Origin of the sequence: Cyanobium sp. Lug-B, assembly GCF_024345635.1 — a bacterium.
In the GTDB taxonomy this organism is placed as follows: Bacteria; Cyanobacteriota; Cyanobacteriia; order PCC-6307; family Cyanobiaceae; genus Cyanobium; species Cyanobium minutissimum.
Map to the genome: position 1 here is coordinate 46179 of NZ_JAGQBM010000008.1, position 23611 is coordinate 69789.

The following is a 23611-nucleotide window of genomic DNA, read 5'->3' on the forward strand; positions in this document are numbered from 1 at the left end:
CCGGGCAGCGGGGGATTCCTTCCCTTAACGTTTTTGCGGTGCTCACCACGGCCCAGCGCCGCCGGCCGAACGCCCCACCCTCCGCGCCCGGACCCTCACTTCTGGCCCTGCGAACCCTGAAACGTCGCCTCCGCCAGGCCATCGAATGGGTCTGGCGCCAGGAGGGCAGCCATGGCCAGCGGGCCCGGGGGCTGGCGGCCGGGGTGTTCATGGGCTGCTTCCCGATCTTCGGCTTCCAGACCCTGCTGGGGGTGGCGCTGGCCAGCCTGGTCCGAGGCAACCACCTGCTCGCCGCCGCCGGAACCTGGATCAGCAATCCGATCACCGACATCCCCCTGATCTGGTTCAACCACCGGATGGGCAGCCTGCTGCTGGGGCCCGGCAGGGGCTGGCCGGGACGCCTGACCCTGCACCACGAGACCCTGCGCCAGCTGGGCTGGGACTTCACCTCCCGGCTGCTGCTCGGTTCGGCGGTGGTGGGGGTGGTGGCGGCCACCCTGAGCGGCTTCCTCTGCCTGCGGTGGCTGGAACGCCGCCAGCGGGCCTCCTGAACGCCGCCGCACCGATGCCGGACATCCCCGTGGCCCCCTCACCCCTGATCGACATTCGCGAGGCCGACCTCAGTGACCCGGTGGATAGCGCTGCGCTGCTGGCCCTGATGGAGGTCTATGCCCGCGACCCCATGGGCGGTGGCCAGGGGCTCTCCGACTTCACCCGGGCGAATCTGGTCGACGCCCTGGCCCGGCGCCCCTCAGCCCACGGGATCCTGGCCTTCGCGGGGGAGAAGCCGGCCGGGCTGGCCATCTGTCTGGAAGGCTTCTCCACCTTCGCCTGCCGGCCCCTGCTCAACATCCACGATCTGGTGGTGGCTGAAGCGTTCCGCCGGCAGGGGGTGGCCCGGCGACTGCTGCAGCGCGCCGAGGTGATCGCCCGGCGGCTCGGCTGCTGCAAGCTCACCCTGGAAGTGCTGGAAGGCAACAGGGCTGCCCAGGCCGTCTACGGACGTGCGGGCTTCCAGCCCTATCAGCTGGACCCCTCCATGGGCCGGGCCCAGTTCTGGGAAAAGCGGCTGCCGGATGGAGACTGAAACGTCAGGATTCGGCCAGCCCGGGAAACACCATGAGGTCGATGTGGCCGCCGGAGGGTTGACGCCACTCACGGAATTCCGCCGCCAGGGCCCGGTGCTCATGGTCGAGGGATTGCGACTCCAGATCGATCAGACGCTGATGCACCAGATCGAGCGTGTTGTCGATGAGCTGGGCAGCCTGTTCGGAGGTCATGGCATCGCTGCGATGGAGAAAGCCTGAGCTTCGAGGTGTTGTAGAAGACGCCGCCCCGGTGGGTTGTAGCCCCTGACACGGGCCGTCTCCCCCGTCGGCGGACCCGCACCGATCACAGCGTCTGCGCCAGCCATTGCTGCAGGGGCGTCCAGTCGTCCTGTTCATCAATGGCCGCCCAGATCCGCTCGATCACGGGCCGGACCGGCGTCTCCGGCAGGTTCCAGCGCTGCAGGCCGGCGGCGATGCCCGCCTGGTCCGCCACGGCCTGGCACCCGTGCCACCAGCTGTCCCGCCAGGCGAGCCATTCGGCCCGGGGTGGCGCCGGAGCCCCTGCCACGAAGGGCTCCAGGTCCTCGGCCGTGGCCGGCAGCCCGCCCCCCCGGACGCGCCCGGCCAGGGCGGCGAAGAAGGAGCCGTAGGCCACCGGCCAGCCCGCCAGCAGCCGCAGGGTGGCGGGCAGCGGATCGGGGAGATCGGCGGCCGCCTCGGCACTGGTGGGGGCGTCGATGCCCAGGCGGCGCAGCAGGCAACGGCGGTAGTGGGCGTCGTAGACCTCCCCGAACGGCTCCAGCGCCGCCTCCAGGGGCGCCCGGGGCAGCAGCATCGCCAGGGGCTCCTGCAGCAGCCGCAGGTTTTGCTCGCAGACCAGCGGCTGGCGGCCGTAGGCGTAGAGGCCGTCGTGGTCGAAGTAGGCGGCGGTGAAACCCGGATCCCAGGTTTCGAGGAAGGCGAAGGGGCCGTAGTCGAAGCTCTCCCCCGCCAGCGACATGTTGTCGGTGTTGAGCACCCCGTGGGTGAAGCCCGCCGCCATCCATTCGGCCGCCAGCCGCGCCACCCGCTGCACCAGCGCGCCGTAGAAGGCCACCAGCAGCGGTTCACCGTCGCCGTGGCTCACCGCCAGGTGCGGGTAATGGCAGGCCACCACGTGGCGCAGCAGCCGCTCCAGCTGGGCCGGCTGGCGGCGGAAGAGCAGTCGTTCGCAGGTGCCGAAGCGCAGGTGGGTGCGGGCCACGCGCACCATCACCGCACTGCGGGTGGGGGAGGGTTCATCGCCGCGCCAGAGGTCTTCACCGGTCTCGATCAACGCCAGGGTGCGGCTGGTGCTGACGCCGAGGCGCTGCAGGGCCTCGCCGGCGATCACCTCCCGCACCCCGCCCTTGAGGGTGAGGCGGCCGTCACCGCCCCGGCTCCAGGGGGTGGTGCCGGACCCCTTGGTGCCCAGGTCAAGCAGCTGGCCGTGGCGATCGCGCAGCTGGCCGTAGAGGAAGCCGCGCCCGTCCCCCAGCAGGGGGTTGTAGGTGCCGAACTGGTGGCCGTGGTAGCGGAGGGCCAGCAGGGGGGCGCGGCCCTCAAAACGGCCGTAGGCCGCCTCGATGTCGTCGTCACTGACGCTGGCCGGGTCCAGGCCCAGCTGGTGCAGCAGGGGGTCGTTGCGGAACCGCAGCCGCGTGCGTGGAAAGGTCGCCGCCTCCACCACGTCCCAGTACTCAGGCCCGAGATCCTCGAGGGCCCCCTCGAAGGGCAGCCCCAGCAGCGGATTGGGGCGGGTGGCCATGGGCATTGGGCGATGACAGGGGCGACCCTAAGGAGCGGGCACGGACCAGAGCCTGAGCCCTTCCAGCAGCGGATCCCCAGGCGGCGGACTGCCTGGGTCCATGAAGGTCCGGTTCCGGAACGGAATCGGCGTCGTTACGTTGATTCCCTTGCGAACCGTTGGAATGGCACGTCGGACCACCTTGTCCATCCCCGCACTCGCCCTTGCCGTGGGACTGGCCCTGGGGGCGGGACAGGCGCTGGCCAGCGAGGCCGGCACCACCGCCCGGATCACGGCCGCCCGGGCGGCCGCCATCGCCCTGCAGCGGGTCCCCGGCGGGACCGTCGTCGACGTCGATCCGGGGGGCAAGGAGGGCCGGGCGGTATGGGAGGTGCTCGTCCGCAGGCCCGACAACACCGGGCTCGAGCTTTCCATCAACGCCACCACCGGAGCGGTACTGAGGCAGGAACGGGAGTCGCTGCCGCGGGAAGCCCTTGGGCCCGGACCGGTGGTGACGGTCCAGCAGGCCATCGCAACCGCCACGGCCGCCGTCTCCGGGGGCCGGGTGATCGCGATCGATCTGGACACCGAGAACGGCCGCACCGTCTGGGACGTCGACATGGCCGGCTCGAGCGGCCGACGCACGATCAGCATCGACGCGGCGACGGGCAGGATCCTCAAGCAGGAGCGCGCCGACTAGACCGGGTCGGCATCAGATTCTCCATCCCCGCTATAAGAAAACAATCGCCATGGTCTCCGATCTCTGGGCGGCCGTCGTGCTTCTTTCCAGCCTCTCGCTGCAGCCCATCGCCGGCACCTGAACAACAACCTGCCGGACTGCAGCAGATCTGCAGTGTCACCATCCGGCCTGGGTTTTCTGCATAGGGTTAAGGGGAGAAGCAGACCCGAAGAGGAAGGTGAAGTGATGAGAATCGCGCAGATTTCAACGCTCCACGAGAGAGTTCCACCGGTTGGCTATGGGGGAACAGAACGGGTTGTTCACTATCTCACCGAAGAACTGGTGCGACGGGGGCATGATGTGGTTTTATTTGCAAGCGGCGATTCTCTGACCAGCGCCAAGCTCTGCGCCTGTGTTCCCCTGGCCCTGCGGCAAAGCGGACAGGTGTCTGACGCCAGCGTTCACAACGCGATTCAGCTCGATCGCGTGCTCGAGAAACTGGATGACTTCGACATCCTCCATTTCCACAACGGCCATTCCCATTTTCCCCTCTCCAACCTGCTGGGCATTCCCCATCTGAACACCCTTCACGGCCCCCTGCATGCGCCCGAGCAGAAGCTGCTGTACACCCATTTCCATCGGGTGCCCCTGGTCTCGATCTCCGAAACCCAGCGTCAGCCCGTTCCCAGCGCCAACTGGCTCGGCAACGTTTACCACGGACTCCCCAACGACCTCTATCGCTACCAGCCCACACCCAGGCCCTACCTGGCCTTTATCGGCCGCATCTCACCGGAGAAACGGCTGGATCGCGCCATCGCCATCGCCACGGCCGTAGGCCTGCCGCTGAAGGTGGCCGCCAAAATTGATCCAGTGGATACTCCCTACTTCCACGATCACATCGAGCCGCTGTTACTGAACAATCCCCTGGTGGAATTCATCGGTGAAGTGGATGATGCCGGCAAGCAGGAGCTGCTCGGCCATGCCCTCGCCCTGCTGTTTCCAATCGACTGGCCCGAACCCTTCGGCCTGGTGATGATCGAAGCCAATGCCTGTGGCACCCCGGTGATCGCCTGGCGCAACGGCTCCACCCCGGAAGTCATCCGTGAGGGGGTCAACGGCTTCCTGGTGACTTCGATCGAGGAAGCCATCGCCACGGTCGGACGGCTCGAACAGCTCGATCGCTCGCGGGTCCGCAGCCACTTCGAAGTGTGCTTCTCCGTCAGTCGCCAGGCCGAGGACTACGAGCACCTCTACCGGCACCAGATCCAGGCACGCCGCTGCCACAGCCCCGCCCACCGCACACCGGTGCATGCCTGATCCGCTGCATCCCTTCGTCCTCAAGAACGAGGAAACCTTCGCGATCCTGGATTCCCGTGGCGAGATCTGCCCGGACGGCCAGCACGATGTCGGCATCTTCCACCGCGGCACACGCCACGTCAGCCGGCTGCAGCTGTTGCTGTGGGGACGACCGCCCCTGGTCCTGAGCTCCACCGAGCGTGGGGCGGTGGGGGTGCTCGTGAGCCATCTAAGCAACAACGACGGTGGTACCGGTGGCTCGGCGTCGATGACCATCCACCTGGAGCGCAGCACCGTCCTGACCGCCACCGCCTGCCTGCAGCAGTTCTGCTTCACCAGTTACGGAGACCTGCCCGTCACGATGCCGCTGACCCTGCGGCTCGATGCGGACTTCTGCGACATCTTCGAGGTGAGGGGGTACACCCGTTCGGAGCGGGGCCGAACGGTCCGTCGGGGCCTGGGAGGCACCCTGGAAATGATCTACCGGGGCCTGGATGGGGAAGACCGGGTCACGGTCCTGCGCCTGAGCGATCCGGTCGGGGAGGTGGGCGAGGAGCACATCGGGCTGCAGGTGAGCCTGGAGCCCCGGCAGACGCGACGGATCTTCCTGGTGCTGGATTTCCACCCCGATGCTGAGCCGTTGGGCGCGGAAGATCACTTCAACTCCGCCATGGCCGCCACGATCCAGCGCTTCCGGGAGGCCCGGAGCAGCGCCGCATCGGTGGTCAGTGACAACCCGGCCTTCAACAGCTGGCTGATGCGCTCCTTCTCCGATGTGCATCTGCTGGCCAGCCAGGTGGAGGATGGGCTCTACCCCTACGCCGGGGTGCCCTGGTTCAGCTGTCCTTTCGGCCGGGACGGCCTGATCACGGCGCGCCAGATGCTGATGGTGGAGCCGCGGCTGGCCCGTGGGGTGCTGGGCTACCTGGCCTGCAGCCAGGCGGTTTCCGACAATCCGTCCCACGACGAGGAGCCGGGCAAGATCCTGCACGAATCGCGGCTTGGCGAGATGGCGGCGCTCGGCGAAGTTCCGTTTTCCAGGTACTACGGCGCCGTCGACTCCACGCCGCTGTTTCTGATGCTGGCGGGCGATTATCTCTGCCGCAGCGATGACCGGGACTTCGTCGCCGGCCTGCTGCCCGAGCTGGAGGCGGCCATGGCCTGGATCCACAGGGCCGAAGCCGGCAGCTTCGATGGCTTCCTCCGCTACCTGCGGGTGGCGGAGAACGGCCTGCGCAATCAGGGCTGGAAGGATTCCGACGATGCCATCCATCACGCCGATGGCCGCCTGGCCGAGGGTTCGATCGCCCTGTGCGAGGTGCAGGCCTACGCCTATGGCGCCCGCCGATCACTCGCCACGGTCTATCACCGCCTCGGACGGCCCTCGGATGCCGAGACGCTGCTGGAGGAGGCCGCCGAACTGCGTCACCGGTTCCATCGGGCCTTCTGGACGCCCTCGATCGATTCCTATGCCCTCGCCATTGATGGCGAAGGCCAGACCTGCCAGGTGCGGGCCTCCAATGCAGGTCAATGCCTGTGGACAGGCATCGCCACCTCGGAGGCGGCGGCGGCGGTGGCGCGGCAGCTGCTGGCCCCCACCAGTTTCAACGGCTGGGGCATCCGCACCCTGGATGAGCGGGAGCGGCGCTACAACCCGATGAGTTACCACAACGGTTCCGTCTGGCCCCATGACAACGCCCTGATCGGCATGGGGCTGGCCCGGTACGGCCACCGGTCCGAAACCCTGCAGATCCTGACCGGTCTGTTCGAGACCGCCAGTGCGGTGCCGATGTTCCAGTTGCCGGAGCTGTTCTGCGGCTTCCCGCGCCGGGAGGAAGAGGGCCCCACCTTCTATCCGGTGGCCTGCAGCCCCCAGGCCTGGGCCAGCGCCAGTGTGTTCGGCCTGCTGGAGGCGATCACCGGCATGGCGATCGAGCGGGAGCACGGCAGCAGCCGGGTGCAGGTGCGCCTCCACAATCCCTGCCTGCCGAGGGGCCTGAACCTGCTGGACATCAACGGCCTGCGGCTGGGCGACGAGGAGATCAACCTCCAGTTCCACCGCAGCGAGCACGATGTGGGGGTTCAGGTGCGCAGCCGAACGCCCGGGGTGGACGTGCTGATCATGAAGTGACGGCCGGGCCCGGCGCCCCGCTCGCCCCGGTGTGTGATCGCGGAAGCAGCGCCCTCCGGCGCGCCGTTCCAGAGTGGTTCGTCACCTCAGGAACCTCCCACCATGGCCGCCTTTCGTGCCGCTCTCGTGCTGCTGTGGCTCGCCGTGGCCGGCTACACAGCGGTGGTGGTGGCGCACCATGGCATCGACCTGGTGAGTGTCTTCCTGTCGGACTTCCGGGGGATGGGCTGGCCCGGGCAGTTCGATCTGGATTTCCTCGGCATGCTGCTGCTCACGGGACTCTGGGTGGCGTGGAGACATGACTTCTCCGCCAAGGGACTCGGCCTGGGCCTGCTGGCCGCGGTGGGCGGGATACTGTTTCTGGCGGCCTATCTGCTGGTGCTGTCCTTCCAGGCCAACGGCAGCATGAAACAGGTGCTGCTGGGGGCCCGCCGGGCCGCCGCCTGACGGGACCGGTCCGCCGGCAGGTTCAGCCGATGCCGGTGCGGCAGAGGTCGAGCACGTCGGCCATGGAGCGGATCTGGTCCATGGTGGTGCCCAGCTGGGCGGCGCTGAGCAGCTCGACCCGCAGATCGATGCGGGCCGGCTTGCCGGCGCTCGTGCGCACCCGGGCATCGCTGACGTTGATGCGGTGGTCGGAAAGGCGCATCAGGATGTCCTTGAGCACCCCCACCCGGTCAAGCACCTCGATGCGCAGCCGCACCGGGTAGCGCCGTTGCTGGGCCTCGCCGAGCGGGTTCCAGCGCACCGGCAACCGCCGCTCCACCGGCACCTGGGGCACGTTGGCGCAGTCCTGGCGGTGAATGGTGATGCCGTGGTTGCCCAGGGCCACGGTGCCCACGATCGCTTCCCCAGGCAGGGGGCTGCAGCAGCCCCCCAGGCGGTATTCCAGCCCTTCCAGCCCCAGGATCGGGCTGTTCGAGGGGTGCCCGTGGGGGGCCTGGCGCGGCTGGGCCGCGGCCACCCCGGCGGCCACCTCCTCGTTGGTGGGGACCGGGGCGGCGGCGGCGGTGCTGAGGCGCACCTCCTCCCGCAGGCGGTTCAGCACCTGCTGCAGGGTGACGCCGCCGAAGCCCAGGGCGGCCAGCAGATCCTCGGTGCCCACCAGGTTGCAGCGCTTGGCCACCCGGGCGATCGCCTCGCCGTTGAGCAGGGCGTCGAAGCCGTCGCGGCCCAGCTCCCGCTCGAGCATCTCGGTGCCCCGCTGGATGTTGTCGTCGCGGTGGCTGCGTTTGTACCAGCCCCGGATGCGATTGCGGGCCGTGGGGGTGGCCACGAAGTTGAGCCAGTCGAGGCTCGGGTGGGCGTTCTTGGCGGTGATCACCTGCACGAAATCGCCGTTCTGCAGCGGTGTGGCCAGGGGACAGAGGCGGTCGTTGATGCGTACGCCCTGGCAGTGGTTGCCCACCTCCGAGTGGATGCGGAAGGCGAAGTCGACGGCGGTGGAGCCCTTGCGCAGCCCCACCACATCCCCCTTGGGAGTGAACACGAACACCTCCTCATCGAAGAGGTCCTCCTTGATCGAGGCCAGGAAGTCGCTGCTGTCCTCGCCGCCGTCGTCCTTCTGCCAGTCGACCAGCTGCCGCAGCCAGTTGAAGCGCTCGGTGTCGCCGGCGGCCGGCGAGCCCCCCTCCTTGTACTTCCAGTGGGCGGCGATGCCGTACTCCGCCACCTGGTGCATCTCCGTGGTGCGGATCTGGACCTCGATCGGCCGGTGGCGGCCGATCACCGCCGTGTGCAGCGACTGGTAGCCGTTGGGCTTGGGCAGGCCGATGTAGTCCTTGAAGCGGCCGGGGATCGGCCGGAAGATGTCGTGAACCACGGCCAGGGCCCGGTAGCAGCTCTCCACGCTCGGGCACAGGATCCGCAGGGCCGCCACGTCGTAGATCTCGTGGAAGGCCTTCTGCTGGCGCTGCATCTTGCTCCAGATGCCGTAGAGGTGCTTCGGTCGGCCGCTCACCTCGCAGTCCTGCAGGCCCGCCGCCACCAGCCGGTCGCGCAGCAGCTGCACCGTGGCCCCGAGCCGCTCCTCCCGTTCGCTGCGCTTAGTGGCGACCTGCTGCTGCACGTCGCGGTAGGACTCGGGCTCCAGCACCTTGAAGGCCAGGTCCTCCAGCTCCCACTTGAAGCGACCGATGCCCAGGCGGTTGGCCAGGGGGGCGTAGATGTCGCGGGTCTCCCGGGCGATGCGCTGCTGCTTCTCAGGCTTGAGGGCGCCGAGGGTGCGCATGTTGTGCAGCCGGTCGGCCAGCTTGACCAGCACCACCCGGATGTCACTGGCCATGGCCAGGAACATGCGCCGCAGGTTCTCCGCCTGGGCCTCGGTGCGGTTGGTGAAATGGATGCCGCCCAGCTTGGTGACCCCCTCCACCAGGGCGCGTACCTCCTCGCCGAAACGCGCTTCGATCTCCTCGGGGGTGACCTGGGTGTCTTCCACCACGTCGTGGAGGAAGCCGGCGGCGATCACCGCCGCGCTGGCGCCGATGTCGCGCAGCAGACCGGCAACGGCGATCGGATGGACGATGTAGGGCTCGCCGCTGGCCCGGAACTGGCCGTCGTGGAGCTGGTAGGCGAAGTCGAAGGCCGTGGCCACCAGGGCCTCCGGATCGACCGGGCGCGCCTCCGCATCGGCGGGCTGCCGTTGCTGGAGGCTCTGGCGCAGCCAGGCCGGCAGGGGGACGCCGTAGTCACGCTCGGGGGCAGCCTGGGGTGCCGGAGCCTCCAGGCCAGAGGGCGGCTCCTGCGCCATTTCCCGCGGCCCTTCCGGAGCAGCGGAAGTTGCGGCCGAGGCGTAAGCCAGCGGAGAGGAACCTGGATCCGGCGCCACCCTCAGCATCACACCCTTCAGGGTGCACCCATGGTATGGGGCAATCGTCACGAACCAGGGGATTTGCGCATTCGGCCATCCAGACTGGGCGCCGCCGGTGTCGTCCATGGCCCTGCCCGCCCCGTCCCTGCCCGCGGCCCCGGTGCTGCGGATCGGTGGTCTGCAGGTGCGTTACCCCGGCAGTGAACGGCCCACCCTCGATGGGCTTGATCTGACCCTCAGCCCCGGCGAACGGCTGGCCCTGGTGGGTCCCTCGGGCTGTGGCAAGAGCACCGTGGCCCGGGCCGTGCTGCAGCTGCTGCCGCCGGGCAGCGTCTGCGACGGCGAGCTGCTGCTGGCGGGACAGGACCCCCGCCGCCTGCGGCGCGCCGCCCTGCGCCGGCTGCGGGGCGAGGCGGTGGGCCTGGTGTTCCAGGACCCGATGACCCGGCTCAATCCCCTGCTCACCATCGGCGAGCACCTGCGGGACACCCTGGCCGCCCACCGCGGTGGGGGCCGCGAGCGGGCCCGGGAGCTGCTGGCCCGGGTGGGGATCGCCCCGGAGCGCTACGGCAGCTTCCCCCACGAATTCAGCGGCGGCATGCGCCAGCGCCTGGCCATCGCCCTGGCCCTAGCCCTGCACCCGCCCCTGGTGATCGCCGACGAACCCACCACCAGCCTGGATGTGGCCGTGGCCGGCCAGGTGATGGCCCAGCTGAGCGAGCTCTGCACCGAAACCGGCAGCGCCCTGCTGCTGATCAGCCACGACCTGGCCATGGCCGGCCACTGGTGCGACCGCATCGCCGTGCTCGATCAGGGGCGGCTGGTGGAGGAGGCCCCGAGCCTCCAGCTGCTCACCGCCCCGGCCTCGCCCCTGGCCCGGCGGCTGGTGGGCGCCGCCCGGGAGCGGGAGGGCGGGCGCAGCGAGGCCCCCGCCGCCGCGCCGGTGCTGCTGGAGGTGGAGGAACTGCGCAGCTGGCACCCCCTGCCCTCCCTGCCCTGGCAGCCGCGCTGGATCAAGGCGGTCGACGGGGTGAGCCTGACCCTGCACGAAGGGGAAACCATCGGCGTGGTGGGGGCGTCGGGCTGTGGCAAGAGCAGCCTCTGCCGCGCCCTGATGGGGTTGGCGCCGGTACGGGGCGGGGCGGTGCGGCTCCAGGGAGTCGACCTGCGGCGCCTGGGGGGGCGGTCGCTGCGGCGGGCCCGGCGCCGCCTGCAGATGGTCTTCCAGGATCCCCTGGCCTGCCTCAACCCCCAGATGACCGTGGGGGAGGCGGTGGCCGACCCCCTGCTGATCCATGGACTGGCCCGCCGCCCGGAGGCCCGCCGCCGCGCCAGGGAGCAGCTGGCCCTGGTGGGGCTCGATCCGCCCGAATCCTTCGAAGACCGCCTGCCCCGCCAGCTCTCGGGCGGCCAGCAGCAGCGGGTGGCGATCGCCCGCGCCCTGATCCTGGGCCCCCAGGTGCTGCTCTGCGACGAGAGCGTCAGCATGCTCGACGCCGAGGTCCAGGCCGACGTGCTGGCCCTGCTGCGACGCCTGCAGGGCCAGCTCGGCCTGGGCATGCTGTTCATCACCCACGACCTCTCGGTGGCCGGCGGCTTCTGCCATCGGGTCCTCGTGCTCGACGGCGGTCGCGTCGTCGAGCAGGGGGCCGGTGCCGAGCTGCTGGCCCACCCCCAGGCGGCGATCACCCGCACCCTGGTGGAGGCCTGTCCGCGCCTGCCCCCCCTGCCCTGAAATCCCATCCACGCCGCACCCCCATGCTGCACCGCCTGCTCCTGCGCGCCCGCTACCTCACCCTGGTGCCGATCCTGGCGCTGCTGGCCAGCTGCCTGGCCCTGTTTCTGCGCGGCAGCCGGCTGATCCTGGAGCAGCTGCGACTGGCCCTGGTGAGCATCACCGACCTGGTGGATCTCAACCGCTTCGAGATGGACATTCTCGAGGGGATCGACCTGCTGCTGGTGGGAACGGGCTGCCTGGCCCTGGCGATCGGCATGTTCTCCCTGTTCATCAGCGAGCTGAAGCTGCCGAAGACCCTCAGCTTCCGGAACTTCCACGAAGTGAAGGGCATGTTCGCCAACTTCATCATCCTGGCGATGGCAATCTCCTTTCTCGAGCTGCTCAACAGCTTCGACCCCGACGACCCCGCCCACTCCGTCGCCGGCGCCGACATCTTCTTCCCCGGCGCCGGCATGGCCGTGGTGACCCTGGCCCTGCTGGCCTTCAAGTACTGGGGCGGTGAGCGGGAGGACCAACCCTCCGCGGCATCGCCGGAGCGCGACTGATCCGGTCGGCGGCCCCGGGCGGCCCTTCAGAGAAGGGCGCCCAGCAGGTCAGCGATCAGCAGGTTGTCGAGGGACAGCAGGCCGCCGCCGGAGGTGATCAGCACCAGGCACATCACCACGTACATGGCCGCCTTCTCCCAGCTGGGCGGCTCACCGACGCCCATCGGTCCGGCGTAGTCCCCCTCGGGAATCTGATAGGGATCCGGTGCGATGAAGGGGGACCCGGAAACCAGCTCCAGCACCATGGCGTAGGCCATCGACACCAGGATCGCCAGGGCCGCCAGGGGGGTGAGCAGACCGGGAATCAGGGCGATGCCCGCGCCCCACATCGAGGCCGCCGAGAGGAAGCAGAGCCACTCCGGCGTCTTCATCGCCGTGGACCAAGTGCGGAGGTTGCGCAGCTTCGGCCAGCCGTGGCGGATGAAGGCCACCCCCACGAACAGCCGCAGCACCAGCAGCCCGGCCCCGGCCGCCAGGGACGGGCCGGTGGGCACGAGCAGGGTGACGATCTCGAGATCCATCGGCGGGCGGAACGGCGGGACGGCGTGCCGGCTCACCGTAAGCAGAGTCGGCGGACGGCGCCGCGGCGGGGCCGGGCGAAACCGGGGGTCCTGGCCATCATGCGGTGGGCGGGCCCCCTGTCCCCTCCACCCCAGCCGACGCCATGACCTCATGCACGGCGGCCCCGCCGTCCCCGGGCAGCAGTGCCCCCCTGGGCGCCTCGCTCAGCGATGGGGGAGTCAACTTCAGCCTCTATGCCCGGCGGGCCACGGCGGTAGAGCTGTGCCTGTTCGCGCGGCTCGACGATGCCGTGCCATGCCGGCGTGTCGCCCTCGACCCCGACCGGCACCACACCGGCGACTACTGGCACTGCCGGCTGGAGGGGATCGGGCCGGGGCAGCCCTATGGCTGGCGTGTCGAAGGGCCCCAGCAGCCCCAGCTGGGGCTGCGTTTCAATCCGGCCAACCTGCTGCTCGATCCCCACGGGCTGGCCCTGGCGATGCCGTCGGGCTACGGCCGCGCCCCCGGCCGCAGCAGCGCCGGCGACTGGGGCACCGCCATGAAGAGCGTGGTGGCCGACCCGCTCGCCTACGACTGGGAAGGGGATCGGCCCCTGCACCGGCCCTCCCGCGAGACGGTGATCTACGAGCTGCACGTGCGCGGCTTCACCGCCCACCCCAGCGCCGGCCTGCCGCCGGAGCAGGCGGGCACCTACCGGGGCCTGATCAGCCGGATCCCCTACCTCCAGGACCTGGGCATCACGGCGGTGGAACTGCTGCCGGTGTTCGCCTTCGATCCCCTGGCGGCCCCCGCCGGCCTGCGCAACTACTGGGGTTACCAGCCGGTCTCCTTCTTCGCCCCCCACCCGGGCTACGCCTGCAGCGCCGACCCCCTGGCGGTGATCGACGAGTTCCGCGACCTGGTCAAGGCGCTGCACCGCGCCGGCATCGAGGTGATCCTCGATGTGGTGTTCAACCACACCGCCGAAGGGGACGCCGAGGGGCCGGCCTTCTGCTTCCGCGGGCTGGCGGACGGCGACTACTACCTGCAGAACGAAGACGGCACCTATATCGACGTCACCGGCTGCGGCAACACGTTCAACGCCAACCACCCGGTGGTGCGGCGCCTGATCCGCGAGAGCCTGCGCCACTGGGTGCAGCATCTGCATGTCGATGGCTTCCGTTTCGATCTGGCCTCGGTGCTGGACCGGGACCAGACCGGCCGACCCACCCCCCTCTCGCCGGTCCTCTGGGACATCGACACCGATCCGGTGCTGGCGGGCACCAAGCTGATCGCCGAGGCCTGGGATGCCGGCGGCCTCTATCAGGTGGGCAGCTTCGTCGGCGACAACTGGCAGGAGTGGAACGGCCGCTTCCGCGATGACGTGCGCCGCTTCATCAAGGGGGACAGGGGCCTGGCGGCCAGCGTCGGCCAGCGGCTGATGGGCAGCCCCGACATCTACGGCCACAAGCAGCGGGAGGCGGAGGCCAGCGTCAACTTCATCACCTGCCACGACGGCTTCACCCTGGCCGATCTGGTCAGCTACAACGGCAAGCACAACGAGGCCAACGGCGAGGGCAACCGCGACGGCAGCGACGACAACGCCAGCTGGAACGGCGGCGTCGAAGGGCCCACCACCGACGTCGAGGTCCTGGCCCTGCGCGCCCGCCAGAGCCGCAACCTGCTGACCATGCTGCTGCTGGCGGTGGGCACGCCGATGCTGGCCATGGGCGATGAGCTCGGCCGCAGCCAGCAGGGCAACAACAACGCCTACGCCCAGGACAACCCGATCAGCTGGCTGGACTGGTCGCTGCTGGAGCGCAACGCCGACCTGCATCGCTTCGTGCGGGAGCTGCTCGCCTACCGCCAGCGCCGCGATGTGGTGGTCAACGCCCGCAACCTCAGCCTCGGCGAACTGGTGCGGCGCCACCACGTGCGCTGGCATGGGGTCGAACCCGACCAGCCCGACTGGAGCGAGAGCTCCCACGCCTTCGCCGCCACGATCACCAGCGTCGACCACCGGTTCCGCTGGCACGCCATGGTCAACGCCTGGTGGGAGCCGCTGTGCTTCCGGCTGCCCGGCGCCGAGGGCGACCAGCCGAACTGGCGCCGCTGGATCGACACCTCCCGGCCCAGCCCGGAGGACATCGTGCCCTGGATCAGCGCGCCGGCCCTTGAGGCGGACACTTACACCCTGGGCCCCCGCTCGATCGTGGTGCTGGTGGTGGGCCTCAGTTCTGCAGCAGCTGCAGGCGATGGCCATCCGGATCCGCCAGCTGCAGGGCCCGGCTAGCCCCGAGCCATTCCGCCTGATCCCCCAGCGCGACGATCCCCGGCGACATCACCCGCCCCCCCAGGGCCCCGGCCCGGTCGGCGATGGCCTCCAGGTCGGCCATCCGCAGGCGCAGCTGCCAGTGGGCCAGGTCCTGGAGGCCCTGGTCGGCGGGCATGGGCCGGCCACCGGTGGGTTCGCGGTAGTCGAGGCACTCGACACCGGCGCCGCTGGGGCAGCGGTGGCCGGTGATACGCACCCGGGTGCCCGCCAGACCGTCGAGGCCGTCCTGCTCCGGGCCGCTGTTGACGCCGTCGCCGCCGGCGGCCAGACCCAGGAGCTCGCGGTAGAACCGGCCGCTGGCGACCGTGTCGGCGATGCCGATGGCGCTGTGGTCGATGCCGAGCACCGGGCCGGGGGACGCCCCATGCCAGCGGGCCTCCCCCTTGTCCGGCGGGAACTGCAGCAGCTCCAGGGGATGGCCGTCCGGGTCGCGGAACTTGAAGGCAAGGATGCCGGCGGCGGCCGCATTCCAGTCCGGCAGGCGCTGGGGCGCGGAGGAGATCGCCGTGATCCGGCCGGCAGCGAAGGCCGGCTGCAGCGCCGCCAGGGCCGCCTCCAGGCGATTGACCACCAGGCAGGCGTGCTGGAACCAGCGGTCGTTGCTGCGGGAACCGGCCGGGACCGGCCGCCCCGGACGGACGCCCGGACCCGGTGTGAGCACCTCGGTGAGCTCCAGCACCTCCGCCCCGATCGCCAGCCGCAGCACCCGGAGGCGGGCATCCGGCAGGCCCACCAACCGGGCGTAGGCGCCGCCCTCCAGCACCACGGCCTCCCCCAGACGCTGGAAGCCCAGGCAGGTCTCGAAGAAGGCGGCGCTGGCCTCGGCATCGGCCGTGGTGAAGCCGAGGCTGTCGATGTGGGGAAGGGTCATGGCTGGGGGGCGGCCACAGGGTTCTGCCCCACCAGGCTGAGCACCCCGCCAACGCAGATCAGCACCGTTCCCACGATCACGCCGGCATTGGGGATCTGGCCGAACCAGATCCAGCCGATCAGGCCGGCGAAGACCACGGAGGAATACTGAAAGGCTCCGATCGCACTGGGATCGGCATAGCTGTAGGCGCGGATCAGCAGAAACTGGAAGCTGAGCAGACAGAGGGCCGAGGCCAGCACCCACAGGAACTGATCGGGGCTGATGGCGTGGAACTGTCCCACCATCATCAGGCTGGAGACCAGGCCGCCGATGGCCAGGAAATAGACCAGCTGCGTCAGGGCAGATTCACTCCTGCCCAGGGCCTTCACCGCCAGAAATTCGATGGCGCAGACGAATCCGGCCGCCAACCCCAGAAGATCACCGGGCTTGTCAAGGAGACTAGCGTTGGGCTGAACGACAATCACCATCCCGGCAAATCCCACCGCGAGGGCCTTCCACAGGCTGGGGGGAATACGCTGCCTGAGCACCAGCCAGGCCAGCAACGGGATGAACATGGGCGTCGTGTTCAGCAGCACATTGGCGTTGACAAGATTCACCAGCTTGGCCGCCGACATGAACAACAGAAACCCTGCCATGCCCATGCCGCCACGAAGAAGGTGAAGAGGAAACACCCGCGTGGGAAGATCGCGCCCCCCGCGCATCACCAGCAAGGGAATCAGCAGCAGCAGCGCCAGCACAAATGTCAGCCAGGTGAACATCAGCGCATCCATGGCACTGCCCACCGCCCGCGCAAACGCGCTCTGCAAGGTATTGGCCAGGAAGGCCGCCACCAGCAGGGCCGCCCCCCTGGCCACCGAAGGTTTCACCGGCCCATTGCGGGTCCCGTTGCTGTCCGGCTCCTGCAACGCTTCGCCGTCCATCGGGCTGGTTCCACTCGCTTGGGCCTCAGCGTAGGGGCCATCCGGTGTGATGCCACGGTCACCGCATCCCGGTGGTGCGTTGTCCGTCGCCGCAACGATCCCAATCAAGTGTCGCTCCTGTGGGCGTCCCTAGGATGAAACCGTGGACATCCCTCCCCATTCCTTTCCTGGCCGTACCCGATGACGAGCTCCAACCCCCTGGCCGGCAAGGCCCTGTCCACCCTGCTGCAGGGCAAGGTCGCCATCGTCACCGGCGGCAACAGCGGCATCGGCAAATCGATCGTGGAATATCTGGCCGAACTCGGCGCCAAGGTGGTGATCGATTACCGCTCCCATCCCGAAGCCACCGAGGAACTGGAGCGTGAAATCGGCGCCTATGGCGGCTGCAGCTTCGGGGTTCAGGCCGATGTGGGCAAGCTCGATGACCTGCAGCGCCTGGTGGACACCACCGTGCAGAAATATGGTCGTCTCGATGTGATGATCAACAACGCTGGCATCGAAACCCGCACCTCGATCCTCACCACCACCCCGGACAATTTCGACAAGGTGCTGGACGTCAACCTGCGCGGTGTGTTCTTCGCCACCCAGTTCGCCGCCAAGCAGATGATCGCCCAGGGCGGCGGCGGCCGCATCATCAACATCTCCTCGGTGCACGAGGACTGGCCGATGCCCGACAACACCCCCTACTGCTGCGCCAAGGGGGGTGTGCGCATGCTCACCCGCACCGCGGCCCTGGAACTGGCGCCCCACGGCATCACCATCGTCAATGTGGGGCCCGGCGCCGTGGCCACACCGATCAACGACTCCACCATGAACAATCCCGAGCTGCTGGCCAAGCTCAACGCCGCCATCCCGATGGGCCGCATGGCCCAGCCGGAGGAGATCGCCAAGGTGGTGGGCTTCCTGGCCAGCGACGCCGCCAGCTACATCACCGCCACCACGATCTTCGCCGATGGGGGCCTGATGCACAGCAGCCCCGGCCTCTGAGCCTTCAGGCCGCCGCCGGCTGCTCCGTGGAGGCCGCCGCGGGTGTCACCGCCGGGGGCGCAGCGGGGTCCCCCGCCCGTTCGGCCCGCTCCAGCCCCACCTCCACCCCCAGGTGCTGGTCGGGCCGGCCGGTGATCAGCAGGCTGGCCCGCTGCTGGGTGGCGATCATCCACAGCCACTTGGTCAGCAGGGTGAGGCGGTTCTCGTTGGCGGGCATGAAGGCCAGGTGGGCTAGGCCCCATAGCAGCCAGCCGAGGGGACCGGTGAACCTGAGGCCCCGTAGGTCGGCGACGGCGCAGAGGGGGCCGATCACCGCCATGCTGCCGAAGTCGAACCAGCGGAAGGGGGCCTGGCGCCGGCCCCCCAGCTGGGCCAGCAGGTCGAGGGCGACCCAGCCCCCCATCTGCACCGCCGGGCCGGCCATGCCCGGCAGGGGCTTGCCATCGACCGTGTGGGAATAGGAGCAGAGATCGCCCACCACCCGGATCTCCGGATGGCCGGCGATCGAGAAGTCCGGCTCCACGACCACCCGCCCACCGCGGTCGACCGCACAGCCGGTGCGCTCCGCCAGCAGCTTGCCGAGATGGGAGGCGCGCACCCCCGCACTCCAGCAGATGGTGGCCGCCTCCAGCACCCGCTCGCCGGGGGTTCCCGGTGCCGGCGACTTGAAGGCCACCGTGAGGCGTCCGGCCTCGATGCTCTGCACCCGCCCCCCCAGCACCAGCTCCACACCGCGGGAGACGAGATAGTCGCCGGCCGCCTGGGACAGCGATGGATCCATGGCCCGCAGCACCCGGTCGCCGGGGTCGACGAGCACCACGCGGCAGAGGCCCGGATCCAGCTGACGGAAGTCGCGCCGTGCCGCGTGGCGCATCAGCTCGTTGATCGATCCGGCCAGCTCGCAGCCGGAGGGGCCGCCGCCGACCACCACCACCGACTGCAGAAAACGGCAGCGTTCCGGATCCGGGGTCTGCTCAGCCTCCTCCAGGGCCGTGAGCACCCGGCGCCGGATCTCATCGGCGTGCTCGAGGATCTTCATCGGTGGCGCCAGTTCCCGCCACTCCTCATGGCCGAAATAGCTGCTGCCGGAGCCGGTGGCCAGGATCAGGCTGTCGTAGCGCAGGCGGCGATCGTTGAAGACCACCTCCCGGGCGGCGGCATCGAGATCGACCACCTCACCGAGCAGCACCTGCACGTTGGCCGCCCTGGCCAGCAGCAGCCGCAGGGGCGTCGCCACATCCGCCTCCGACACCAGACCGGAGGCCACCTGATACAGCAGGGGCTGGAACAGATTGAAGTTGCGCTTGTCCACCAGCGTCACCCGCACCGGCTGGGCGGCCAGCCGGTGGGCCGCCTTCAGCCCGGCGAAACCGCCACCCACGATCACCACATGGGGCCAGCCCTTCATCACAGCCTCGCTGGGCTCCAGCTCGAGGAAGAAGCGTTCCTTCGCCATCGATGCGGTCCGCGGGATGCCTGAAAGCTAGGGAGGATCCCGGAAACGGCGAGCTCCCGGCCACGTCGGCATATCGCCACAATCCTGCAATAAAAGCTCACAGACCCAGGCCAGCCGCCGGAGCCTGGCCATGGTGAAGGGGCACAGCGTGGCCGGTGCCCATGCAGCAACTGCTGCCAGCCCTCAATGACCACAACCTGCCCTGGATGGACACCCTCCATCCGATCGTGGTCCACTTCGTCATCGCCATGGCGGTGATCAGCGTGGTCTTCGATCTGATCGGTGTCGTGCTGCGACGGCCGAATCTGTTTGAAGTCAGCTTCTGGAATCTGCTGTTCGCCACCGGGGCGATCTTCGTGGCGATCATCTTCGGCCAGGTGGAGGCGGGGCTGGCCGATCCCTATGGCGCGTCCCGGGCGATCCTCAACCTGCACAGCACCCTGGGATGGTCGTTGGCCGGCATCCTCTCGGTGCTCACCGGCTGGCGTTACGTGCTGCGCAACCGCGACCCTGAGACCCTGCCGCTGCCCTTCCTGGCCGCCGGCGGGGTGCTGGCCGCCCTGGTGGTGGTGCAGGTCACCCTGGGCAACCAGCTGATCTGGGTGTACGGCCTGCACACCGTGCCGGTGGTGGCCGCCGGACGGGCCGGGCTGATCTGATGGCCCTCTCCGTGCTCCCGGCCGAGGCGCCGATCCAGCAGCTGGGCGACTGGCTGGGGCCCAACGACCTGCCCTACAGCCTGCCGATCCATCCGAATCTGGTCCACTTCACGATCGGCCTGTTCGTGATCGCCATCGCCTTCGACATCGTCGGCGCCCTCTACCCGATCGAGAAGCGGGTGTTCCGCTTCCTGGCCCTGCCGATCACCCGGGCCGGCTTCCACGACGTGGGCTGGTACAACCTGCTGGCCTGCGCCATCGTCAGCTTCTTCACCGTGGCGGCGGGCTTCTTCGAGATGCTGCTGGCGGTGCCCCTGCCGGGCGTCACCAGCAGCATCGGCCTCCAGAGCATGGAAACCATGCTCTGGCACGGCGTCGGCGGGGTGGCGATCCTGCTGGCGATCATCGCCATGACCGTCTGGCGCGGCTATCAGCGCTTCCTCTGGCGCCGGGACATGGGCCGGCAGGTGCAGTGGCTCTACCTGCTGGTGGGCCTGGCCCTGTTCCTGGTGATCGGCCTGCACGGCACCCTCGGGGCCGAACTGGCGGCCGAGTTCGGCGTCCACATCACCGCCGACCAGCTCCTGGCCAACGGCGCCGACCTCCGCGACGCCCTTCCTTGAGGGCCCCCTTCCCATGACCTCCGCCCCCCCGCGTCGCCCCGGCCCCATCGCCCTCATCGCCCTGGCCCTCTGGGTCGGCCTGCTGCTGCTGATCAGCCTCTGGGTGGCGGGGCAGTCCCTGCGCTGGCTGCCGGTGCAGGCCTCCAATGCCGCCCCGCTGGTGGACGGTCTGTTCAGCTTCGAGACCGGCGTCGGCACCTTCGTGTTCCTGGGGGTGATCTCGGTGATGGCCTGGGTGATGCTCGTGCACCGGGCCGAGAAGTACGACGAGAGCGATGCCGAGCCGATCGAGGGCAACACCCGCCTCGAGGTGATCTGGACCGCCATCCCGCTGGTGCTGGTGATGGCCATCGCCTGGTATGCCATCCGGGTCAACACCGAGCTCGGGGTGCTGGGCCCGATGGAGCACGTCCATCTGAGCGAACCCCTGCCCATGGCGATGGGCGCCCCGAAAGGCCAGGGACCGGCGGAGGAGGTGGAGGTGATCGCCCGGCAATGGTCCTGGGAGTTCCGCTACCACGCCGAGAACGTCTCCAGCACCGAGCTGCACCTGCAGCTGGATCGGCCGGTCACCTTCCGGCTGGTCTCGGAGGACGTGCTGCACGGCTTCTTCATCCCGGCCTTCCGGCTCAAGCAGGACGTGATCCCGGGCCGGGCGATCGATTTCAGCCTCACCCCCACCCGCATCGGGCGCTACCGCCTGCGGGATTCCCAGTTCAGCGGCACCTGGTTCGCCGCCAACCAGGCCGATGTGGTGGTCGAGACGGCCGACGACCACACCGCCTGGCTGAAGCAGGCCGCCGCGGCCCCCCTGCAGGCCGGCCTCAGCGTCGCCGCCGACGAGTACGCCGCACGCCAGGGCCAGCCCCGCAGCGGCTGGCCCACGGTGGTGCCGGCCCCGCCGCCCCAGGTGAACACCCCCGGTTCCCGTTCCCTTCCCCACGACGCCTGAGGCCATGACCAGCACCGCCCTCTCCCCCGAACCGCCCGCCTCCTGGCGGCGTTACTTCGGCTTCAGCACCGATGCCAAGGTGATCGGCATCCAGTACATCGTGGTGGCCTTCTTCTTCTTCCTCGTGGGTGGCCTGCTGGCCATGATCATGCGGGGGGAGCTGATCACGCCCGAGGCCGACCTGGTGGATCGCACCGTGTACAACGGCCTCTACACGATGCACGGAACGATCATGCTGTTCCTGTTCATCTTTCCGGTGCTCAACGGGCTCAACAACCTGTTGATTCCCACCATGATCGGCGCCCCCGACATGGCTTTCCCGCGGCTCAACACCGCCGCCTTCTGGCTGGTGCCGGTGTTCGGCATCCTGCTGATCGCCAGCTTCTTCGTGCCCAGCGGTCCCGCCACCTCCGGCTGGTGGTCCTATCCGCCGGTGAGTCTCCAGAACCCCCTCGGCCACCTGATCAACGGCGAGTTCCTCTGGGTGCTGGCCGTGGCCCTCTCCGGCGTCTCCTCGATCATGGGGGCGGTGAACTTCGTCACCACGATCCTGCGGATGCGGGCGCCGGGCATGGGCTTCTTCCGCATGCCGGTGTTCTGCTGGACGGCCCTCGCCGCCCAGACCCTGCAGCTGATCGGCCTGCCCGCCCTCACCGGCGGCGCCGTGATGCTGCTGATGGATCTGAGCGTCGGCACCTCGTTCTACCGGCCGGAAGGGGGCGGCGACCCGGTGCTGTATCAGCACTTCTTCTGGTTCTATTCCCACCCGGCGGTGTACGTGATCATCCTGCCGGTGTTCGGCATCTTCTCGGAGCTGTTCCCTGTCTATTCGCGCAAGCCCCTGTTCGGCTACGTCTATGTGTGCCTGGCCTCCTTCATCATCGTCGGCCTGGGGCTGATCGTCTGGGTGCACCACATGTTCCCCAGCGGCGTCACCCAGTGGATGCGCAACCTGTTCATGGTCACCACGATGCTGATCGCCGTGCCCACCGGTGTGAAGGTGTTCGCCTGGCTGGGAACGCTGTGGCGAGGCAAGATCCGGCTCACCACCCCGATGCTGTTCTGCCTGGGCGGCCTGTTCAACTTCGTGTTCGCCGGCATCACCGGCATCATGCTGGCCACCGTGCCGATCGACATTCACGTCAGCAACACCTACTTCGTGGTGGGTCACTTCCACTACGTGATCTATGGCGCCGCCGTGATGGGTGTGTTCGCCGCCATCTACCACTGGTTCCCCAAGTTCACGGGCCGCATGCCCTACGAGGGCCTCGGCAAGCTGCATTTCGTGCTCACCTTCATCGGCGCCAACCTCAACTTCCTGCCCATGCACCCGCTCGGCCTGATGGGCATGCCCCGGCGGGTCTCCTCCTACGACCCGGAGTTCGCCTTCTGGAACGTGCTGGCCAGCCTGGGGGCCTTCCTGCTGGGGGTGTCGATCATCCCCTTCCTGCTCAACATGATCAGCTCCTGGGCCCGGGGCCCCAGGGCGCCGCACAACCCCTGGAACGCCATTGGCCTGGAGTGGCTGCTGCCCTCACCGCCGGCGGAGGACAACTTCGGTGAGCACGTGCCCACCGTGATCAGCCGCCCCTACGGCTACGGGACCGGCGAACCGCTGGTGGAGCACCAAACCGAGATCGAGCGCACCCTCACCCTTCAGGACGCCAACCGATGAGCAGCACCCCCGTCACCCCCGGCGACACGGCAGCGCCCCACGCCGAGACCCACGGCCACGGCGCAGGCCAGCACGGCAACCACAACCTCACGGGGTTCATCATCTTCCTGTGCTCGGAGAGCGTCATCTTCCTGGCGTTCTTCAGCGGCTACGCCCTGCTGCGGCTCTCCGCCATCGACTGGCTGCCCGCCGGTGTGGAGGGCCTGGAATGGCGCCTGCCGCTGATCAACACGGTGGTACTGGTCAGCAGCTCCTTCACGATGGTGGTGGCCGAGCATTTCAAGGGCAAGGGGAAGATCTGGCTGTTCCGGGGCTTCTGGCTGCTGACCATGGCCATGGGGGCCTATTTCCTCTACGGCCAGGCGGTGGAGTGGCGCGGCCTCAGCTTCGGCTTCACCTCCGGCACCTTCGGCGGCACCTTCTATCTGCTCACCGGCTTCCATGGCCTGCATGTGCTCACCGGCATCCTGCTGATGGGCCTGATGCTGGCCAAATCCTTCGTCCCCGGCAATTACGACCGGGGCGAAGAAGGCGTCATCGCCACGTCCCTGTTCTGGCACTTCGTGGATGTGATCTGGATCATCCTGTTCGTGCTGCTCTACGTCTGGAGAGCCTGAACC

At 69.0% G+C, this 23611-nt stretch carries 22 protein-coding genes; 15 read left to right on the plus strand and 7 right to left on the minus strand.

Annotated elements, in window-relative coordinates; translation table 11 throughout:
* Positions 1-116 precede the first annotated feature (116 nt).
* A complete protein-coding gene (locus tag KBY81_RS03455; protein ID WP_396103654.1) occupies positions 117-551 on the plus strand; it encodes a DUF2062 domain-containing protein in 435 nt (144 codons plus the stop codon).
* 14 nt (positions 552-565) lie between these two features.
* Positions 566-1087 (plus strand): GNAT family N-acetyltransferase, encoded by a 522-nt coding sequence (locus KBY81_RS03460; protein ID WP_254975619.1) that lies wholly within the window; start codon positions 566-568, stop codon positions 1085-1087.
* Between the two features lie 4 nt (positions 1088-1091).
* On the opposite strand, the gene KBY81_RS03465 is transcribed toward KBY81_RS03460, so the two are convergent.
* Positions 1092-1280, minus strand: coding sequence for a hypothetical protein (locus KBY81_RS03465; protein WP_254972258.1), 189 nt, complete (start codon positions 1278-1280; stop codon positions 1092-1094).
* 112 nt (positions 1281-1392) lie between these two features.
* Positions 1393-2841, minus strand: coding sequence for a YdiU family protein (locus KBY81_RS03470; RefSeq protein ID WP_254975620.1), 1449 nt, complete (start codon positions 2839-2841; stop codon positions 1393-1395).
* A 175-nt stretch (positions 2842-3016) separates the two neighbouring features.
* Between KBY81_RS03470 and KBY81_RS03475 the strand changes: the two genes are divergently transcribed.
* The 4 genes from KBY81_RS03475 (at position 3017) to KBY81_RS03490 (ending at position 7367) form a co-directional block, all read left to right on the plus strand.
* Positions 3017-3514 (plus strand): PepSY domain-containing protein, encoded by a 498-nt coding sequence (locus KBY81_RS03475; RefSeq protein WP_254975621.1) that lies wholly within the window; start codon positions 3017-3019, stop codon positions 3512-3514.
* 153 nt (positions 3515-3667) lie between these two features.
* On the plus strand, positions 3668-4810 hold the full coding sequence (locus KBY81_RS03480; protein WP_254972251.1) for a glycosyltransferase family 4 protein: 1143 nt from the start codon (positions 3668-3670) through the stop codon (positions 4808-4810).
* Positions 4803-6920: a glycogen debranching N-terminal domain-containing protein gene (locus tag KBY81_RS03485; protein WP_106219388.1), complete on the plus strand. Its 2118-nt coding sequence runs from the start codon at positions 4803-4805 to the stop codon at positions 6918-6920. The genes KBY81_RS03480 and KBY81_RS03485 overlap by 8 nt, the downstream gene beginning before the upstream one ends.
* 102 nt (positions 6921-7022) lie before the next feature.
* Entirely contained in the window at positions 7023-7367 is a 345-nt protein-coding gene (locus KBY81_RS03490; RefSeq protein ID WP_254975622.1) for a hypothetical protein, read from the plus strand.
* Between the two features lie 22 nt (positions 7368-7389).
* On the opposite strand, the gene KBY81_RS03495 is transcribed toward KBY81_RS03490, so the two are convergent.
* Complete coding sequence (locus KBY81_RS03495) at positions 7390-9669, minus strand: bifunctional (p)ppGpp synthetase/guanosine-3',5'-bis(diphosphate) 3'-pyrophosphohydrolase (RefSeq protein WP_254972248.1); 2280 nt, start codon at positions 9667-9669, stop codon at positions 7390-7392.
* 184 nt (positions 9670-9853) lie between these two features.
* On the opposite strand from KBY81_RS03495, the gene KBY81_RS03500 reads away from it, so the two are divergent.
* Positions 9854-11464: an ABC transporter ATP-binding protein gene (locus tag KBY81_RS03500; RefSeq protein WP_254975623.1), complete on the plus strand. Its 1611-nt coding sequence runs from the start codon at positions 9854-9856 to the stop codon at positions 11462-11464.
* Between the two features lie 23 nt (positions 11465-11487).
* Positions 11488-12012, plus strand: coding sequence for a YqhA family protein (locus tag KBY81_RS03505; RefSeq protein WP_106219392.1), 525 nt, complete (start codon positions 11488-11490; stop codon positions 12010-12012).
* 26 nt (positions 12013-12038) lie between these two features.
* On the opposite strand, the gene KBY81_RS03510 is transcribed toward KBY81_RS03505, so the two are convergent.
* Positions 12039-12533 (minus strand): DoxX family protein, encoded by a 495-nt coding sequence (locus KBY81_RS03510; protein WP_106219393.1) that lies wholly within the window; start codon positions 12531-12533, stop codon positions 12039-12041.
* A 143-nt stretch (positions 12534-12676) separates the two neighbouring features.
* Here KBY81_RS03510 and glgX point away from each other — a divergent pair, with 143 nt between their 5' ends.
* Entirely contained in the window at positions 12677-14806 is a 2130-nt protein-coding gene (gene glgX / locus KBY81_RS03515) for a glycogen debranching protein GlgX (RefSeq protein ID WP_254975624.1), read from the plus strand.
* Here the strand turns inward: glgX and KBY81_RS03520 are convergent.
* Together KBY81_RS03520 and KBY81_RS03525 are read right to left on the minus strand one after the other, a co-directional pair.
* On the minus strand, positions 14745-15719 hold the full coding sequence (locus tag KBY81_RS03520) for a VOC family protein (RefSeq protein WP_254975625.1): 975 nt from the start codon (positions 15717-15719) through the stop codon (positions 14745-14747). The genes glgX and KBY81_RS03520 overlap by 62 nt on opposite strands.
* Positions 15716-16639 carry a DMT family transporter gene (locus tag KBY81_RS03525; RefSeq protein ID WP_254972245.1) on the minus strand — a complete coding sequence of 308 codons (924 nt, stop codon included), beginning with the start codon at positions 16637-16639 and terminating at the stop codon, positions 15716-15718. The genes KBY81_RS03520 and KBY81_RS03525 overlap by 4 nt, the downstream gene beginning before the upstream one ends.
* Positions 16640-16819: 180 nt before the next feature.
* Here KBY81_RS03525 and KBY81_RS03530 point away from each other — a divergent pair, with 180 nt between their 5' ends.
* Positions 16820-17626 (plus strand): SDR family NAD(P)-dependent oxidoreductase, encoded by an 807-nt coding sequence (locus KBY81_RS03530; RefSeq protein ID WP_106219397.1) that lies wholly within the window; start codon positions 16820-16822, stop codon positions 17624-17626.
* Between the two features lie 4 nt (positions 17627-17630).
* On the opposite strand, the gene KBY81_RS03535 is transcribed toward KBY81_RS03530, so the two are convergent.
* Complete coding sequence (locus KBY81_RS03535; RefSeq protein WP_254975626.1) at positions 17631-19082, minus strand: NAD(P)/FAD-dependent oxidoreductase; 1452 nt, start codon at positions 19080-19082, stop codon at positions 17631-17633.
* A 161-nt stretch (positions 19083-19243) separates the two neighbouring features.
* Here KBY81_RS03535 and KBY81_RS03540 point away from each other — a divergent pair, with 161 nt between their 5' ends.
* The 5 genes from KBY81_RS03540 to KBY81_RS03560 are packed head-to-tail and all read left to right on the plus strand — an operon-like array spanning position 19244 to position 23608.
* A complete protein-coding gene (locus KBY81_RS03540) occupies positions 19244-19741 on the plus strand; it encodes a DUF2231 domain-containing protein (RefSeq protein WP_015110318.1) in 498 nt (165 codons plus the stop codon).
* Positions 19741-20364, plus strand: coding sequence for a DUF2231 domain-containing protein (locus KBY81_RS03545; protein WP_106219399.1), 624 nt, complete (start codon positions 19741-19743; stop codon positions 20362-20364). Before KBY81_RS03540 ends, KBY81_RS03545 begins: the two co-directional genes overlap by 1 nt.
* A 13-nt stretch (positions 20365-20377) precedes the next feature.
* Positions 20378-21316 carry a cytochrome c oxidase subunit II gene (locus KBY81_RS03550; protein ID WP_254975627.1) on the plus strand — a complete coding sequence of 313 codons (939 nt, stop codon included), beginning with the start codon at positions 20378-20380 and terminating at the stop codon, positions 21314-21316.
* Positions 21317-21320: 4 nt separating this feature from the next.
* Complete coding sequence (locus tag KBY81_RS03555) at positions 21321-22991, plus strand: cbb3-type cytochrome c oxidase subunit I (RefSeq protein WP_254972242.1); 1671 nt, start codon at positions 21321-21323, stop codon at positions 22989-22991.
* A complete protein-coding gene (locus KBY81_RS03560; RefSeq protein WP_254975628.1) occupies positions 22988-23608 on the plus strand; it encodes a heme-copper oxidase subunit III in 621 nt (206 codons plus the stop codon). Before KBY81_RS03555 ends, KBY81_RS03560 begins: the two co-directional genes overlap by 4 nt.
* The last annotated feature ends 3 nt before the right edge of the window (positions 23609-23611 follow it).

Bases quoted from the DNA above. Each gene is read 5' to 3' on its own strand.
- KBY81_RS03545 (WP_106219399.1), top strand. From the start codon at position 19,741: ATGGCCCTCTCCGTGCTCCCGGCCGAGGCGCCGATCCAGCAGCTGGGC.
- KBY81_RS03555 (WP_254972242.1), top strand. From the start codon at position 21,321: ATGACCAGCACCGCCCTCTCCCCCGAACCGCCCGCCTCCTGGCGGCGT.
- KBY81_RS03470 (WP_254975620.1), bottom strand. From the start codon at position 2,841: ATGCCCATGGCCACCCGCCCCAATCCGCTGCTGGGGCTGCCCTTCGAG.
- KBY81_RS03495 (WP_254972248.1), bottom strand. From the start codon at position 9,669: ATGGCGCAGGAGCCGCCCTCTGGCCTGGAGGCTCCGGCACCCCAGGCT.
- KBY81_RS03505 (WP_106219392.1), top strand. From the start codon at position 11,488: ATGCTGCACCGCCTGCTCCTGCGCGCCCGCTACCTCACCCTGGTGCCG.
- KBY81_RS03520 (WP_254975625.1), bottom strand. From the start codon at position 15,719: ATGACCCTTCCCCACATCGACAGCCTCGGCTTCACCACGGCCGATGCC.
- KBY81_RS03465 (WP_254972258.1), bottom strand. From the start codon at position 1,280: ATGACCTCCGAACAGGCTGCCCAGCTCATCGACAACACGCTCGATCTG.
- KBY81_RS03560 (WP_254975628.1), top strand. From the start codon at position 22,988: ATGAGCAGCACCCCCGTCACCCCCGGCGACACGGCAGCGCCCCACGCC.
- KBY81_RS03485 (WP_106219388.1), top strand. From the start codon at position 4,803: ATGCCTGATCCGCTGCATCCCTTCGTCCTCAAGAACGAGGAAACCTTC.
- KBY81_RS03525 (WP_254972245.1), bottom strand. From the start codon at position 16,639: ATGGACGGCGAAGCGTTGCAGGAGCCGGACAGCAACGGGACCCGCAAT.
- KBY81_RS03500 (WP_254975623.1), top strand. From the start codon at position 9,854: ATGGCCCTGCCCGCCCCGTCCCTGCCCGCGGCCCCGGTGCTGCGGATC.
- KBY81_RS03540 (WP_015110318.1), top strand. From the start codon at position 19,244: ATGCAGCAACTGCTGCCAGCCCTCAATGACCACAACCTGCCCTGGATG.
- KBY81_RS03530 (WP_106219397.1), top strand. From the start codon at position 16,820: ATGACGAGCTCCAACCCCCTGGCCGGCAAGGCCCTGTCCACCCTGCTG.
- glgX (WP_254975624.1), top strand. From the start codon at position 12,677: ATGACCTCATGCACGGCGGCCCCGCCGTCCCCGGGCAGCAGTGCCCCC.
- KBY81_RS03490 (WP_254975622.1), top strand. From the start codon at position 7,023: ATGGCCGCCTTTCGTGCCGCTCTCGTGCTGCTGTGGCTCGCCGTGGCC.
- KBY81_RS03460 (WP_254975619.1), top strand. From the start codon at position 566: ATGCCGGACATCCCCGTGGCCCCCTCACCCCTGATCGACATTCGCGAG.
- KBY81_RS03535 (WP_254975626.1), bottom strand. From the start codon at position 19,082: ATGGCGAAGGAACGCTTCTTCCTCGAGCTGGAGCCCAGCGAGGCTGTG.
- KBY81_RS03550 (WP_254975627.1), top strand. From the start codon at position 20,378: ATGACCTCCGCCCCCCCGCGTCGCCCCGGCCCCATCGCCCTCATCGCC.
- KBY81_RS03510 (WP_106219393.1), bottom strand. From the start codon at position 12,533: ATGGATCTCGAGATCGTCACCCTGCTCGTGCCCACCGGCCCGTCCCTG.